This window comes from Streptomyces sp. TAA040, assembly GCF_000424845.1.
On the sequence record NZ_AUKR01000005.1, the window covers coordinates 1 to 12,938 of the forward strand.

The window sequence follows — 12,938 nt, forward strand, 5'->3', positions numbered from 1 at the left end:
ACGCCACCCACAAGACCGAGCCGGTCAAGAAGTGGCTGCTGCGTCATCCCCGGTTCCACCTGCACTTCACCCCCACCTCGGCATCCTGGCTCAACCTCGTCGAGCGCTGGTTCGCCGAGCTGACCTCCCGCAAACTCCGCCGCTCGACCCACCGCAGCGTCGTCGAACTCGAACGCGACATCCGCGGCTGGATCAACGAGTGGAACAAGAACCCCAAGCCGTTCATCTGGACGAAGACCGCGGACGACATCCTCGACACCCACGCCGCATACTGCACACGAATTAACGACTCAGGGCACTAGTCCCTGTCGGAAGGTTCCCTCCCAGCCTCTCCGCTGTCTCTGGTCTGCCACAGGCTGCCCCCTTCGTACTTGCTCCGGAGCAGGGGAATCACAGCGCTGGGAATGCGGAATCCCTTCGCCCAGGAAGGGTCGACGGCGTGACCGTAGACGGTGGTCAGCAGGAAGGGCTCTCCACCCGTCAGCACTCCTACCGCCTGCAAATCCCTCGACAGGGTGCCGATCGGTTGGGTGAAGCCGCGGAGTCTGCGTGTCTCGTCATAGCCGGCAAGCTCGTACACCGCCTCCCTGTCCACAAACCCGCCGTTCGCCGCAGCTGCAACGATCGCTTTGACTCGGGATGGGTAGCGCCTAATCAACTCGTCCATGAACACCGCTAGCGACTCCGCCGTCCAGGCCCCCTCTTCGAAGTCTTCGGCGGCCGATGCCTCACCCAGTTGCTCCAGGTCGCGGACCGAGCCTTCGTCCACGTTCAGTTCGAGGAGTTCCTCGGCCCAGCGGAGCAGTTCGCTTGGAGTGAGCATGTAGAGGTCTACCCGGGCGTGCTCCCGCAGTTCCAGGAGGAGTTCGGCACGGGGGCGTGGCGGGATGTCGTATCCGCGGCTGGTCCACCAGTCCTTCTTCACGTCCCCGGTGACCAGCAGAACGTCGCGCCCACGGTGCCGGGCCTCCGCCATGAGCTGGACCCACAGAAGGTAATCACCGGCAGCCAGCTCAGGTTCCTTGGTGCGGAAGTCCTCGTGTCCCGGCGGTATCCCCTCATCGGCGCGCTCCTGTGCCTCTTTCACGGCCTTGTCGTACTCGTCTGGCGGCAGCGGCTCGCCGATCCGCCCGTGCAAAAGCGGTTCAAGGACGTTGAGCACCGGGTCGGTGTGCGTGGTGGCAGTTTCCTTGAGCGCGTCGCACTCCGCCTGTGCCCGGATGAACATTTTGAGGCTGTCGGCCGCTTTGGTGAGTTCGGTCAGGTCTTGGTCAGTCCGCTGCGCAGCCTCTTCGTCGTCCTTGAGCTGAACGGCGGTCAGCCAGGTGGTCACTGCTGTCCGGGCCGCCTTGACCGCCTTGTCGAGTGCGGTGCCCGCCTCATTGGCCTTGGTCGCGTGGTGATGGCGTACGGTCGCCGACTCGCGGTTGCGCCAGAACTCCGTGAGCACCTGGTGTGGGATCCACAGTCGCTCGCGGAGCCTGGCGAGGGCGGCAAGCATGTCCCGGCGGGTACTCTCGTTCGAGCGGTAGAGATTGAGCAGCACATTGGTGTCGAGCACCACCAGACCGGAATCGAAGATCCGCTCATAGTCAGAGCGAAGTGGGCTCCGGTGGGCCTCGTCGCAGTCAAAAATGCCCCGATCCTGCGGCTGGTCGGATGTGGCGTGCGGTGCCGCCATGAAACGCCCCCTGGAATCGCGATGCGTACCAGCATCCCCGGCTGGGTGCGCGGGGAAAGTCTTACAGGGCCGCGCTCTGGGGCGCAGGTACTTTCGTCTCACGCGGGCAACAGGCTGAGGGCAATGAGCCAGCCTTTCACGGCGACCCACTTGGACATCGTCAGGCGCGCACGTCCCGCTGCTGCACTTCCTTGAGGACCGCCGCCACCGTGGCGAAGTCGTTGTCGACGTGGAGCACGGTGTGGCCGTGATGAACCGCGGTCGCACACACCAGAAGATCGATGGGCCCGGCGGCCCGGTGCTGTCCCTGCTGGGTGAGCTTGTACTGCGCGGTATCGACCCAGCGCCACGCGTTCTTGGGAACTGGCGAGGACTGGCAGAGAGCATCCACCTCTTCGGCCAACTCGTCGCGGTGGGCCGGACTGGTGGCCGAGTAGAGGAACTCCGCTCTCGTGGGCTCGCAGATGTGGAACACGCCCGCGGCGATGTGCCCTTCCCAGGGCAGCAACGCCCCCGGCGTGCGAAAGAGGTGCCAGAACGCGGAGGTGTCGAGGAGGTACGTGATCACTCGAAGGCTGCCCGCCGGGCGCGCTTGGAAGCCGCATGCGCCGCAGCCGCGGCCTCGAACTCGCCCCGCTCACCCCGCGCGACCAGCTTTTCGGCAGCCTCCAACCGCTTGATGCGCGCCACGTAGTCCCGCAGAGCCCCGTTGACCGTCTCTTTCTTCGTCGAGACACCCATGAGCCGCATCGCCTCGGCCAGCGCCTCGTCATCGAGATCGACTTGGGTAACAGACATGCCAGCCACCTTTCACCGAGAGTCCGTGATGTACATAAGCACGATACATCACCAACATTGCCTTGCGCGGGCCATCACGCACGAGGAAGACGCGACCCGATCGCCGACAGACACCCGCAAGACACAGTCACGGGGACCACACCCCTGGCCTGGCCGCAACCCGAAAGCGGGACCACTTCTCCGGGGAACCACGGGTACGGATGCTAGGTGCAGGTGAACCCCTCACGGGAGGGCCGTGGGACCGCTGTTAACCATCCCGCGACGCCGAGACCGGAAAGGTCGAGGTCACAGCCACGCAGGAAGCCCTCTCGACACATGAAGACCCTCGTCCGCCACACCACCGTGAGGCGAACACCTAACGCAATATGACCGTGAAAAACGCGTTTACCCAGGTCAGAACGATTCTGCCTGGGGAGCTCGGTGGGGCGGGTGGGACTCGAACCCACGGCCGACGGATTATGAGTCCGCTGCTCTAACCGGCTGAGCTACCGCCCCTTGTCGGCGCGTCGCGCACACATGTGCGCGTCGTCTGCCGCAGCATAGCCGCTCATACGATCTCCCGCCCGGGCGGGCCGAGCCATGCCCCGAGAAGGACGCCACCCGGGTCCGCCCCGGTTCCACGAGCTGCGGCCTGGGTGCGTCCGCGGCCCGGGACGGCGCTCCGGGGCCCATCAAAAAGGGCCCCGGAGGGGCCCTTTGTACGCGCTCCCCCGACTGGACTCGAACCAGTAACCTGCCGGTTAACAGCCGGCTGCTCTGCCAATTGAGCTACAGGGGACTGCTCCGCGGAGGATTGCTCCCGTTTCTCGGGGGCACTCCCTCGCTGCGAGCAATACATTAGCGCATGCCGGGGGCTGCCCCGAAATCGGTATCGGCAGCGCCCTCAGGGCCGCCCCCGGCGCATGCTGAAGCCTGATCCAGGGAAGGGGTGCCCCATGCGGTACCGACTGATGTTCATCACAGGCCTCGCCGCCGGGTATGTGATCGGCGCACGAGCGGGGCGGGAGCGCTACGAGCAGATCCGGCGCAGCGCCGAGCGGCTCGCGAGCAAGCCCGCCGTCCGCAACACCGTGGAAACGGCGACGCACACCGGCCGCCAGGCCGCGTCCAAGGCCGCGCACCGGGTCGCCGACCGGGTGGGTGACCGGCTTCCGGAGTCGGTCACCGAGCGCGTCCGCTCGCTGAACGGGCGCGGCACGGGCGTGCGGGAGGGCGACTGGGGCACCACCGGCCCCTGAGCTCCCCGGTTCGGAGAGATCACCCGTCCGGCCCAGTGGACCGGACGGGTCTCCTGTGTCCGGCCCCCGAGACGCCCCCCGGGAGCGCGCCCCCGACCGGTGCGCCCTCCCGGCCCCGAGGGATCGGTCACAGGCGCGGGACGTTGCGGAGGTTCGAGCGAGCCATCTGCACCATCCGGCCGACGCCGCCGTCCAGCACGATCCGGCTCGCGGAGAGGGCGAATCCGGTGACCATCTCGGCGCTGATCTTCGGCGGGATGGAGAGCGCGTTCGGGTCGGTCACCACGTCGACCAGGGCCGGGCCCTTGTGGGAGAAGGCATCGCGCAGGGCGCGGCGCACCTCCCTGGGCTTCTCCACCCGCACGCCGTACGCGCCGGCCGCCCGGGCGACCGCGGCGAAGTCCGGGTTGCGGTGGGAGGTCCCGTGCGACGGCAGACCGGCCACCAGCATCTCCAGCTCCACCATGCCCAGCGAGGAGTTGTTGAAGAGCACCACCTTCACCGGCAGCCCGTACTGGACCAGGGTGAGGAAGTCGCCCATCAGCATGGTGAAGCCGCCGTCTCCGGACATCGCGACCACCTGGCGCCGGGGATCGGTGAACTGCGCGCCGATGGCCTGCGGCAGCGCGTTCGCCATCGAGCCGTGGGTGAAGGAGCCGATGACCCGGCGGCGGCCGTTGGGGGTCAGGTACCGCGCAGCCCAGACGTTGCACATCCCGGTGTCCACCGTGAAGACGGCGTCGTCCGCCGCTTCCTCGTCGAGCACGGAGGCGACGTACTCGGGGTGGATGGGCCGCTGCTTCTCCACCTTCCGGGTGTACGCCTTCACCACCCCCTCCAGGGCGGCCGCGTGCTTCTTCAGCATCCGGTCGAGGAACCGGCGGTCCTTCTTCTCCTCCACCCGGGGCACCAGGCAGCGCAGTGTCTCGCGGACGTCGCCCCACACCCCCAGGTCGAGTTTGGAGCGCCGCCCGAGGTGCTCCGGGCGGACGTCGACCTGCACGATCCTCACGTCGTCCGGCAGGAAGGCGTTGTAGGGGAAGTCGGTGCCCAGCAGGATGAGCAGGTCGCACTCGTGGGTGGCCTCGTAGGCCGCTCCGTAGCCGAGCAGCCCGCTCATCCCCACGTCGAACGGGTTGTCGTACTGGATCCACTCCTTGCCCCGCAGGGCGTGCCCGATGGGCGCCTTCACCTTGGCGGCGAACTCCATCACCTCCCGGTGGGCGCCCGCGGTGCCGCTGCCGCAGAACAGCGTCACCCGCTCGGCGTCGTCCACCATACGGGCGAGGGCGTCCAACTCGGTGTCCCCGGGCCGGACGGTGGGCCGGGAGGTGACGAGTGCGTGCTCCTCGGCGCGCTCCGGAGCCTGCTCGGCGGCGATGTCCCCCGGCAGCGAGACGACGCCCACCCCGCCGCGGCCGACGGCGTGCTGGATGGCGGTCTGGAGGACCCGGGGCATCTGACGCCGACTGGAGACCAGTTCGCTGTAGTGGCTGCACTCGGTGAACAGGCGGTCGGGGTGGGTCTCCTGGAAGAACCCCGAGCCGATCTCGCTGCTGGGGATGTGCGAGGCGAGCGCCAGGACCGGTGCCATCGAGCGGTGCGCGTCGTACAGCCCGTTGATCAGGTGCAGGTTCCCCGGCCCGCACGAACCGGCGCAGGCGGCGAGGCTGCCGGTGACCTGCGCCTCGGCACCGGCGGCGAACGCGGCCGTCTCCTCGTGCCGCACCTGGACCCAGTCGATCCCCGCGTGCCGGCGCACCGCGTCGACCACCGGGTTCAGGCTGTCGCCCACCACTCCGTAGAGGCGCCTGACCCCCGATCGGACCAGGATGTCGACGAACTGCTCGGCCACCGTCTGCTTCGCCATCGCTCCCGCACCTCTGCTTCGGATCCGACTTCCCACCGGGAAGGCAGACATAAAATATCCCTTTTGCGAGGAAGTTCGGGAGACCTCGGCCCGTTCGGCGCGGACGGGGCACCGCACGCCGGGTGCGGCCCGGCTCCCGGCACGGCCCGAGGGCGGCCGGTGCCCGGATCCGGGCCGGGCGGCTACCCGCGGGCGAGGCGGGCCAGGGGCGTGCCCGGGTCGGCCAGCAGGTGCGGATCGAGCGCGTGGCCCGTCCTGACCAGCGCCTGGATCTCCTCGGCGACCCCGGGGACGTTCACGTTGAGCCCCGCCAGCACCCGGTTGTCGCGGAGCCAGAAGGCGGTGAACCGCCGCCTGCCGACGTCGCCGCGGCAGACCACCTGGTCGTAACTCCCCGGCGGCGCCCAGCCGCTGTACTCCATGGCGACGTCGTACTGGTCGGAGAAGAAGTACGGCACCCGGTCGTAGTCCACCGTCCGGCCGAGCATGGCGCGGGCCGCCGCCGGGCCGCTGTGCAGCGCGTTCGCCCAGTGGTCCACCCGGAGCCGGCCGTCCGCGGCGGGCAGCAGGACGGCCGCGGCGTCCCCGGCGGCGAAGACCGACGGGTCGCTGGTGCGCAGCGCAGTGTCCACGGACACGCCGCCCGTCCGTTCGTCGATCTCCAGCCCCGCGGCCTCCGCCAGCGCGGTGCGGGGTGCGGCACCGATGGCGGCGAGCACTCCGTGCGCGGGATACTCCTCGCCGTCGTCGGTACGGACCGCCAGCACCTGGCCGTCTTCGCCCACGATCTCGGTCAGCCGGCCGCCGAAGTGGAACCGCACTCCCTGCTCCCCGTGCAGATCGGCGAAGAGCGCCCCGAGTTCGGGGCCGAGGACGCCGTGCAGCGGCGTGGGGCGCTGCTCCACGACGGTGACCTCCACCCCGTAGTGGCGCGCCGCGGCGGCGACCTCCAAGCCGATCCAACCGGCCCCCGCGATCACCAGGCGGCCCAGCTCGCGGCCGAGCCGGGCGAGCATGCCGCGCAGCTGGTCGGCGTGCGCCAGGCGCCGCAGGTGGTGGACTCCGGGCAGGTCGGTACCGGGGATGTCGAGGCGGCGGGGTTCGGAACCGGTCGCCAGCAGCAGTGCGTCGTAGGGCAGCACGGTGCCGTCACCGAGCCGCACCGACCGCGCCGACCGGTCGACGTGCACCGCGGGCTGCCCGAGGTGCAGCTCGATCCGCTCGGCCGCGTACCAGGCGGGGTCGTGGACGAAGACGCTCTCCCGCAGGTCGGAGCCGGTGAGGTACCCCTTGGACAGCGGCGGACGCTCGTACGGGTGGTCGCGCTCGTCGCCGACGAGGATCACCCGCCCGGAGAACCCCTCCGCTCTGAGGGTCTCGGCCGCTTTCGCTCCGGCCAGTCCGCCGCCGATGATGACGAACGTGCGGTGTGCGTCGACCACGTGGTGCCTCCTCGCTGCTGCCCCCGGTCGTCCCCGACAAGGTTTCCCAGGGAGCCTGCCGTATGCGCGGGATCACCGGAAGGGCTCGGACCGGCCGGTCGGCGGTTTGCGGGCGGCACCGGGTCAGCGCGGCACGGTCGCCGTGGCGCGGGTGAGCCGGGCGTGCAGGTTGCGGGCCGAGGCATCGGTGAGTCCCGCGATCTGATCGACGACGACGCGCACCCGCTCCGCGTCGTCCGCGGCCTCCGCGTACAGGGCGCGGAACTGCGGGTCCAGCCCCTCCGGTGCCCGCAGGAGCAGGGCCCCGGCCAGTTCGGCGAGCACGACGCGCTGCTCCGCCCGGACACGCTCCTGGTCGTCGCGCTGCATCACGTAGCGGTCCGCCACGGCCTTGAGCACCGCGCACTCCAGCTTCGCGGCCCGCGGCACCACCAGGTCGGCCGCATGGCGGGTGAGCCGCCCCGGCCCGTGGGCGGCCCGGGTGGCGGTCTCGGCGGCCAGGCAGAAGCGGCCGATGAGCTGGCTGGCCGCGTCCTTCAGCCGGGCCTGCTCACCGGCGCTGCCGTCGTAGGAGTGCGGCCACCACGGCTGGTCCAGCAACCGGTCCAGGGCCTCGGCCAGTTCGGCCGGTTCGGTGTCCGCGGGAGCGTAGCGGCCCGCGGCGACGGCGAAGATGTCCGCCCGCTCGGCGTCGGCGAGCAGCATGCGCGGGTCCAGGTGGCAGGCGTGCAGTCCGTCCTCCACGTCGTGCACGGAGTAGGCGACGTCGTCGGACCAGTCCATCACCTGCGCCTCGAAGCACGGCCGGTGTGCGGGGGCGCCCCGGCGGTACCAGTCGAAGACCGGCAGGTCATCGCGGTAGACGCCGAACTTCGGTGAACCGGGACCGTCGGGGTGCTCCCCCTGCGACCACGGGTACTTGGTGGCCGCGTCCAGCGCCGCCCGGGTGAGGTTGAGCCCGACCGGGCGGCCGTCGGAGGTGAACCGCTTGGGTTCCAGGCGGGCCAGCAGGCGCAGCGACTGGGCGTTTCCCTCGAACCCTCCGCAGGGCTCGGCGATCCCGGCGAGCGCCTGTTCCCCGTTGTGACCGAACGGCGGATGCCCGAGGTCGTGGGCGAGGCAGGCGACTTCGACCAGGTCCGGGTCGCAGCCGAGGGCGGCGCCCAGTTCCCGTCCGACCTGCGCGCACTCCAGCGAGTGGGTCAGCCGGGTGCGGGGGGTGGCGTCCCAGCCCTGCGCGCTGGAACCGGGCGTGACCACCTGGGTCTTCCCCGCGAGTCGGCGCAGCGCCGCGGAGTGCAGCACCCGCGCGCGATCGCGCTGGAAGGCCGTCCGGCCGGGCCGCTTGTCCGGCTCCTGCTCCCAGCGCTCGTTGTCCCTGTGGTCGTATGATCCCCTCGCGTCCTGCGTTGTTCCTGTGGCGTGCATACCTCCGACGGTAGCCGCCCCGGCACGGCGCCGAGCACCGGCGGCACGGCCTGCGGGCGCACGGACTGCGGGGGACGACGCCGCGTCGGAGCGCGCCCGGCGGGGCTCAGGTCCCGGTGAGGGCCTCGTCGAAGCGGCGGAGCACCAGGCGGGCTAGCGCAGGGTGGGCGCCGAGCGGTGCGGCGACCGGCAGTCCGGGGGCGTCGGCCGCGCAGCGGGAGGCGAAGTACCCCGGCGCGGTGAAGCAGCGGGAGAGCGCCACCCGCCGACATCCGTCCGCCCGCAGCGCCCGCACCATGTCCGGCACGGTGGGGCCGGTTCCGCCGCCGAAGGCGGGGCGGACCGGCACCCCGCCGAGGCACCGGGAGAGCAGCGCGGCGGTGGTCGCCGTGTCGGCGGCGGTACGGGGGTCGCGCGATCCGGCGGCGGCCAGCACCACCCCGTCGGGTCCGGCCGGATACATGCCCGGCGCCCGCACCAGCCGCTCGTGCAGCGCCTCGGCCAGCAGCGGGGCACCGGCCAGCGGCTCGGCGCGGACGGCGTCGAGGTGGGCGGCCGCGGCGACCGCCCGCGGGAGGTCGTGGCACACGTGATAGCCGCGGCCGTACAGCAGCGGGACCAGCACGACCCGGCCGACGAGTCGCGCGGCGAGCCTGTCGGCGAGCAGCGGCGCCTCGATCTCCAGGTTGCCGAGCTCCACCCGGAGGCCGGGCCGCAGCCCACGAACCCGATCGAGCAGTGCCCGGACGGCGCGGCCCGCCCGCGGATCCCGGGAGCCGTGTGCGACCGCCAGGAGGGTCGCGCCGGGACCGAGCGGGGGCCGGGCAGGGGCCGGAGGGCCCCCGGGCCGGGCAGTGGCGCGGGGCGGGAGCCGCACCGCGTTACCGGGGCCCGCCGGGGCCGGGCCGGTGGCGGGAGGAGCGGCGGCCGACCCGAGCAGCACGGCGAGGGGGCCTGCTGCGGGGGCGGGGGCCGAGGAGAGCGACACCGTCATGCGGCGATGCTGCGGCTTCGCGGTTGCCGGCCGGTTGCCCGGGCGTCACGGGCGGTTGCCGTGCTCCTCACGTCCGCCCGGGCGGCGCGGGGAGGTCGGCGTGCCGACCGTGTAACGCGGCGGCGTCCGGCCGGAAACACCGGCGCCGCACGCTGGGCCCATGGACGTGACAGCAGCAGCCGCGGGCGGGCCGCAGCCCGGACGGACGACCGACCCGACGGGGGCCTCCGGAACCGTGGCCACCCACTGCCCGTACTGCTCGCTCCAGTGCGGGATGGGGCTCCGTCCGCTCCCCGCACAGGCCCCCGGCGGGAACGCGGGGTCCGCCGAGACGGAAGCGGCGGGACCGGCAGAAGCGGCGGAAGCGGCCACCGCCGTGGGCGCGGCGGCGGACGCGGACCGGGTGCCGGTGGAACTCGTCGAACGCCCCGGCTTCGACGTCAACCGGGGGGCGCTGTGCGGCAAGGGGCGCACCGCGCCCTCCGTCCTCGCCACCGGGAGCCGGCTGACCGGGCCGCTGGTCCGCCGGCATCCCGGCGGACCACTGGAACCGGCGGGCTGGGACGAGGCGCTGGGCCGGGTCGCCGCCCAACTGGCCCGGGTCCGGACGCGGTACGGTGCCGACGCAGCCGGGGTGTTCGGCGGCGGCGGTCTCACCAACGAGAAGGCCTACCTGCTCGGCAAGTTCGCCCGGCTCGTCCTGGGCACCTCGCAGATCGACTACAACGGCCGGTTCTGCATGTCCTCCGCCGCGGCGGCCGGGAACCGGGCCTTCGGCCTGGACCGGGGCCTGCCGTTCCCGCTCGTCGACATCGCCCGCACCGACTGCGTGGTCCTGGTCGGCGCGAACCCGGCGGACACGATGCCGCCCGCACTGCGGTACTTCACCGGGGTGCGGGAACGCGGCGGCAGGCTCGTCGTCGTCGACCCGCGCCGCACCCGGACGGCCGAGCAGGCCGATCTGCACCTCGCGCCGCGTCCCGGAACGGACCTGGCCCTCGCACTGGGGATGCTGCACCTGATGGTCGCCGAGGGGCGGACCGACGAGGCCTACATCGCGGCACGCACCACGGGCTGGCCCGCCGCGAGGGCCGCGGCCATGGCACACTGGCCGGAGCTGGTCGAACGGGTCACCGGCGTACCGGTCCCGCAACTGCGCGAGGCCGTGCGGTACTTCTGCGAGGCCGACACCGCCATGGTGCTCACCGCCCGCGGTCCGGAGCAGCAGGCCAAGGGCACCGACACGGTCAGCGCCTGGATCAACCTGGCGCTGGCCACCGGCCGGGCCGGTCGGCCGCTGTCCGGCTACGGCTGCCTGACCGGGCAGGGCAACGGGCAGGGCGGTCGCGAGCACGGCCAGAAGGCGGACCAGCTCCCCGGCTACCGGATGCTCACCGACCCGGCGGCCCGGGCGCACGTCGCCGGGGTGTGGGGCGTCGACCCCGACGTGCTGCCGGGCCCCGGCCGCAGCGCCTACGAGCTCCTTGACGCCCTCGGCCGGGACGTGCACGCGCTGCTGCTGCTCGGCTCCAACCCGGTGGTCTCCGCACCCGGGGCCGCCCGGGTGGAGGAGCGCGTCCGCGCCCTGGAGTTCCTTGCCGTCTGCGACGTGGTGCTGTCCGAGACCGCCCTGCTGGCCGACGTGGTGCTGCCGGTGACCCAGTGGGCCGAGGAGACCGGGACGATGACGAACCTGGAGGGGCGGGTGCTGCTGCGCCGCAAGGCGGTCGAGCCGCCTCCGGGGGTGCGCACCGACCTGGAGGTGCTGCACGCGCTGGCCGGGCGGCTGGGCTGGGAGAAGGGCTTCCCGTCCGACCCCGAGGAGGTCTTCGAGGAGCTGCGCCGGGCGTCCGCCGGGGGCCCGGCCGACTACTCCGGGATCAGCTACCGGCGGATCACCGAGGAGGACGGGGTGTTCTGGCCCTGCCCCGCCGAGCCCGGCGACCCGTCGCTGCCGGACGACCCGGCGGGCGACTACGCACCGCTGCCCCATCCGGGCACGCCCCGGCTGTTCCTCGACCGTTTCGCCACCCCGGACGGCCGGGCCCGCTTCGTTCCGGTGAGCCACCGGCCGGCGGCGGAGGAGCCGGACGCCGCGTACCCGCTGGTGCTCACCACCGGGCGGGTACTCGCGCAGTACCAGTCCGGCGCCCAGACCCGGCGGGTCCCGGAGCTGAACCGCGCCGCCCCGGGCCCGTTCGTCGAGCTGCACCCGCAGTTGGCCGCGCGGCACGGCATCGCGGAGGGCGACCGGGTCGCGGTGGTGTCCCGGCGGGGGCGGGCGCTGGCACCCGCCCGGCTGAGCCGGGCGATCCGCCCCGACACCCTGTTCATGCCCTTCCACTGGGCGGGCGAGGGCCGGGCAAACACCCTCACCAACCCGGCGCTGGACCCGGTCTCCCGAATGCCGGAGTTCAAGGCGTGCGCCGTCCGGCTGGAGCCCGCCGACGAGGTCCCGGAGCCCGGCACGGCCCCCGCACCCGGGGCCTGACGGTCAGGCGCCCCCGGTCCTCCTCCCCGGCCGGGCCGGGGAGGAGGACCGGGCGAGGCGGGCCCGGGGGCGAGGGCAGGCCGGTCAGGCGTCCGGGACGAGCACCCGGGCGGCCGAGTCGTCGAAGCAGACGCAGTCCTTGATCAGGTCGACGTCCACCAGCGGACGGGGGTAGGCCCAGAAGACGTCCGGCCGGAGTACCTCCTCGCCGTCACCGACGTAGGACCAGTACGTGGCGTCCCCCTTGAAGGGGCAGTGCGTCGTGGTGCCGGAGGCACGGAAGAGGGTGAAGTCGACGTCGGAAGCGGGGATGTAGTAGCGGTCCGGGTAACCCGTCTCGGTGAGCAGTACCGGACGGTGCGACTCGGCGACGGTGCGTCCTTCGATCTCCACGCGGGCGTGCCGGGTGGTCGACTCGACGTGGACCCGGTGGCCGGGGTGAGCGGGCGGCATGGCTGACTCCTCGGGGACGCGAGCGGATCGCGGGTGGGGCGGGGCCGTGGTGCCGGGGCCCGCCTGTCTCCATTGTGGCCCGCCGCCTGTCCGAAGGGGCCTTCCCGCGCGGTCGGCCGCCGCGGGGGAAGGCCGTACGCGTCAGCGGGCGCCGCCCGCGACCGCCGTCTCCTCGGCCACCCAGCGCAGGTAGGCCGCGCCGCCCGCGGTGACGGGGACCGCGATGATCTCGGGTACGTCGTAGTCGTGCTCCCGGCCGATGTACTCCTCCAGCGCCGAAAAGCGCGCGGTGGCCGTCTTGAACAGCACCTGCCACTCCGGATCGGCGTGCACCTCGTCCTCCCAGCGGTAGACGGAGGTCACGGGGCCGTTGATCTGCGCGCACGCCGCCACTCGCGCCGCGACGGCACCCCGGGCGAGGGATTCGGCCTTGGCGGCGCTGTCGGTGGTGGTCAGGACCGTCAGCACGGCGGGCGGCGCGGAAACGTCCGCGGCGGACGCGGCTCCGGAGGTCTTCGGGATGTCGGTCATCGCACCACGGTG

General features: G+C 72.4%; 12 protein-coding genes and 2 tRNA genes. 3 read left to right on the forward strand and 11 right to left on the reverse strand.

Annotated features, from left to right (window positions below; all coding sequences use genetic code 11):
- Positions 1 to 302: transposase (locus H300_RS24820; protein ID WP_037979079.1), on the forward strand; the 302-nt coding region annotated here is incomplete at its 5' end.
- Here H300_RS24820 and H300_RS0103940 read toward each other — a convergent pair.
- From H300_RS0103940 to H300_RS0103960, 5 genes are all read right to left on the reverse strand, one after another.
- The gene (locus H300_RS0103940) at positions 299 to 1,681 is read right to left on the reverse strand and encodes a PIN-like domain-containing protein (protein WP_028426395.1); all 1,383 of its coding nucleotides are present in this window, start codon (positions 1,679 to 1,681) and stop codon (positions 299 to 301) included. The two genes, H300_RS24820 and H300_RS0103940, sit on opposite strands and share 4 nt — an antisense overlap.
- 160 nt (positions 1,682 to 1,841) lie before the next feature.
- On the reverse strand, positions 1,842 to 2,249 hold the full coding sequence (locus tag H300_RS0103945; protein ID WP_028426396.1) for a PIN domain nuclease: 408 nt from the start codon (positions 2,247 to 2,249) through the stop codon (positions 1,842 to 1,844).
- Complete coding sequence (locus H300_RS0103950) at positions 2,246 to 2,479, reverse strand: type II toxin-antitoxin system VapB family antitoxin (protein WP_028426397.1); 234 nt, start codon at positions 2,477 to 2,479, stop codon at positions 2,246 to 2,248. The genes H300_RS0103945 and H300_RS0103950 overlap by 4 nt, the downstream gene beginning before the upstream one ends.
- Positions 2,480 to 2,900: 421 nt before the next feature.
- Positions 2,901 to 2,974 (reverse strand) — tRNA-Ile (locus tag H300_RS0103955).
- A gap of 210 nt (positions 2,975 to 3,184) precedes the next feature.
- Positions 3,185 to 3,257 (reverse strand) — tRNA-Asn (locus tag H300_RS0103960).
- 157 nt (positions 3,258 to 3,414) lie between these two features.
- Between H300_RS0103960 and H300_RS0103965 the strand changes: the two genes are divergently transcribed.
- A complete protein-coding gene (locus tag H300_RS0103965) occupies positions 3,415 to 3,717 on the forward strand; it encodes a hypothetical protein (RefSeq protein ID WP_028426398.1) in 303 nt (100 codons plus the stop codon).
- Positions 3,718 to 3,844: 127 nt separating this feature from the next.
- Here the strand turns inward: H300_RS0103965 and H300_RS0103970 are convergent, their stop codons facing one another.
- The 4 genes from H300_RS0103970 to H300_RS24825 form a co-directional block, all read right to left on the reverse strand.
- Positions 3,845 to 5,587 carry a pyruvate dehydrogenase gene (locus H300_RS0103970; protein WP_028426399.1) on the reverse strand — a complete coding sequence of 581 codons (1,743 nt, stop codon included), beginning with the start codon at positions 5,585 to 5,587 and terminating at the stop codon, positions 3,845 to 3,847.
- Between the two features lie 182 nt (positions 5,588 to 5,769).
- Complete coding sequence (locus H300_RS0103975) at positions 5,770 to 7,029, reverse strand: FAD-dependent oxidoreductase (RefSeq protein ID WP_028426400.1); 1,260 nt, start codon at positions 7,027 to 7,029, stop codon at positions 5,770 to 5,772.
- A gap of 123 nt (positions 7,030 to 7,152) precedes the next feature.
- Positions 7,153 to 8,457, reverse strand: coding sequence for a deoxyguanosinetriphosphate triphosphohydrolase (locus tag H300_RS0103980; RefSeq protein ID WP_028426401.1), 1,305 nt, complete (start codon positions 8,455 to 8,457; stop codon positions 7,153 to 7,155).
- A 106-nt stretch (positions 8,458 to 8,563) separates the two neighbouring features.
- On the reverse strand, positions 8,564 to 9,451 hold the full coding sequence (locus H300_RS24825) for a sirohydrochlorin chelatase (protein WP_051269437.1): 888 nt from the start codon (positions 9,449 to 9,451) through the stop codon (positions 8,564 to 8,566).
- Positions 9,452 to 9,725: 274 nt separating this feature from the next.
- On the opposite strand from H300_RS24825, the gene H300_RS24830 reads away from it, so the two are divergent.
- Entirely contained in the window at positions 9,726 to 11,942 is a 2,217-nt protein-coding gene (locus H300_RS24830; RefSeq protein WP_486583566.1) for a molybdopterin oxidoreductase family protein, read from the forward strand.
- A gap of 84 nt (positions 11,943 to 12,026) precedes the next feature.
- Here the strand turns inward: H300_RS24830 and H300_RS0103995 are convergent, their stop codons facing one another.
- Positions 12,027 to 12,395: a DUF427 domain-containing protein gene (locus H300_RS0103995; protein ID WP_028426402.1), complete on the reverse strand. Its 369-nt coding sequence runs from the start codon at positions 12,393 to 12,395 to the stop codon at positions 12,027 to 12,029.
- A 141-nt stretch (positions 12,396 to 12,536) separates the two neighbouring features.
- Entirely contained in the window at positions 12,537 to 12,926 is a 390-nt protein-coding gene (gene cutA / locus H300_RS0104000; protein ID WP_051269439.1) for a divalent-cation tolerance protein CutA, read from the reverse strand.
- Positions 12,927 to 12,938: the final 12 nt, after the last annotated feature.

What these genes read in the sequence shown, in the direction of transcription:
- H300_RS0103940 (WP_028426395.1), bottom strand. Translation starts at nt 1,681, where the DNA reads ATGGCGGCACCGCACGCCACATCCGACCAGCCGCAGGATCGGGGCATT.
- H300_RS0103970 (WP_028426399.1), bottom strand. Translation starts at nt 5,587, where the DNA reads ATGGCGAAGCAGACGGTGGCCGAGCAGTTCGTCGACATCCTGGTCCGA.
- H300_RS24830 (WP_486583566.1), top strand. Translation starts at nt 9,726, where the DNA reads ATGGGGCTCCGTCCGCTCCCCGCACAGGCCCCCGGCGGGAACGCGGGG.
- cutA (WP_051269439.1), bottom strand. Translation starts at nt 12,926, where the DNA reads ATGACCGACATCCCGAAGACCTCCGGAGCCGCGTCCGCCGCGGACGTT.
- H300_RS0103995 (WP_028426402.1), bottom strand. Translation starts at nt 12,395, where the DNA reads ATGCCGCCCGCTCACCCCGGCCACCGGGTCCACGTCGAGTCGACCACC.
- H300_RS0103980 (WP_028426401.1), bottom strand. Translation starts at nt 8,457, where the DNA reads ATGCACGCCACAGGAACAACGCAGGACGCGAGGGGATCATACGACCAC.
- H300_RS0103965 (WP_028426398.1), top strand. Translation starts at nt 3,415, where the DNA reads ATGCGGTACCGACTGATGTTCATCACAGGCCTCGCCGCCGGGTATGTG.
- H300_RS0103950 (WP_028426397.1), bottom strand. Translation starts at nt 2,479, where the DNA reads ATGTCTGTTACCCAAGTCGATCTCGATGACGAGGCGCTGGCCGAGGCG.
- H300_RS24825 (WP_051269437.1), bottom strand. Translation starts at nt 9,451, where the DNA reads ATGACGGTGTCGCTCTCCTCGGCCCCCGCCCCCGCAGCAGGCCCCCTC.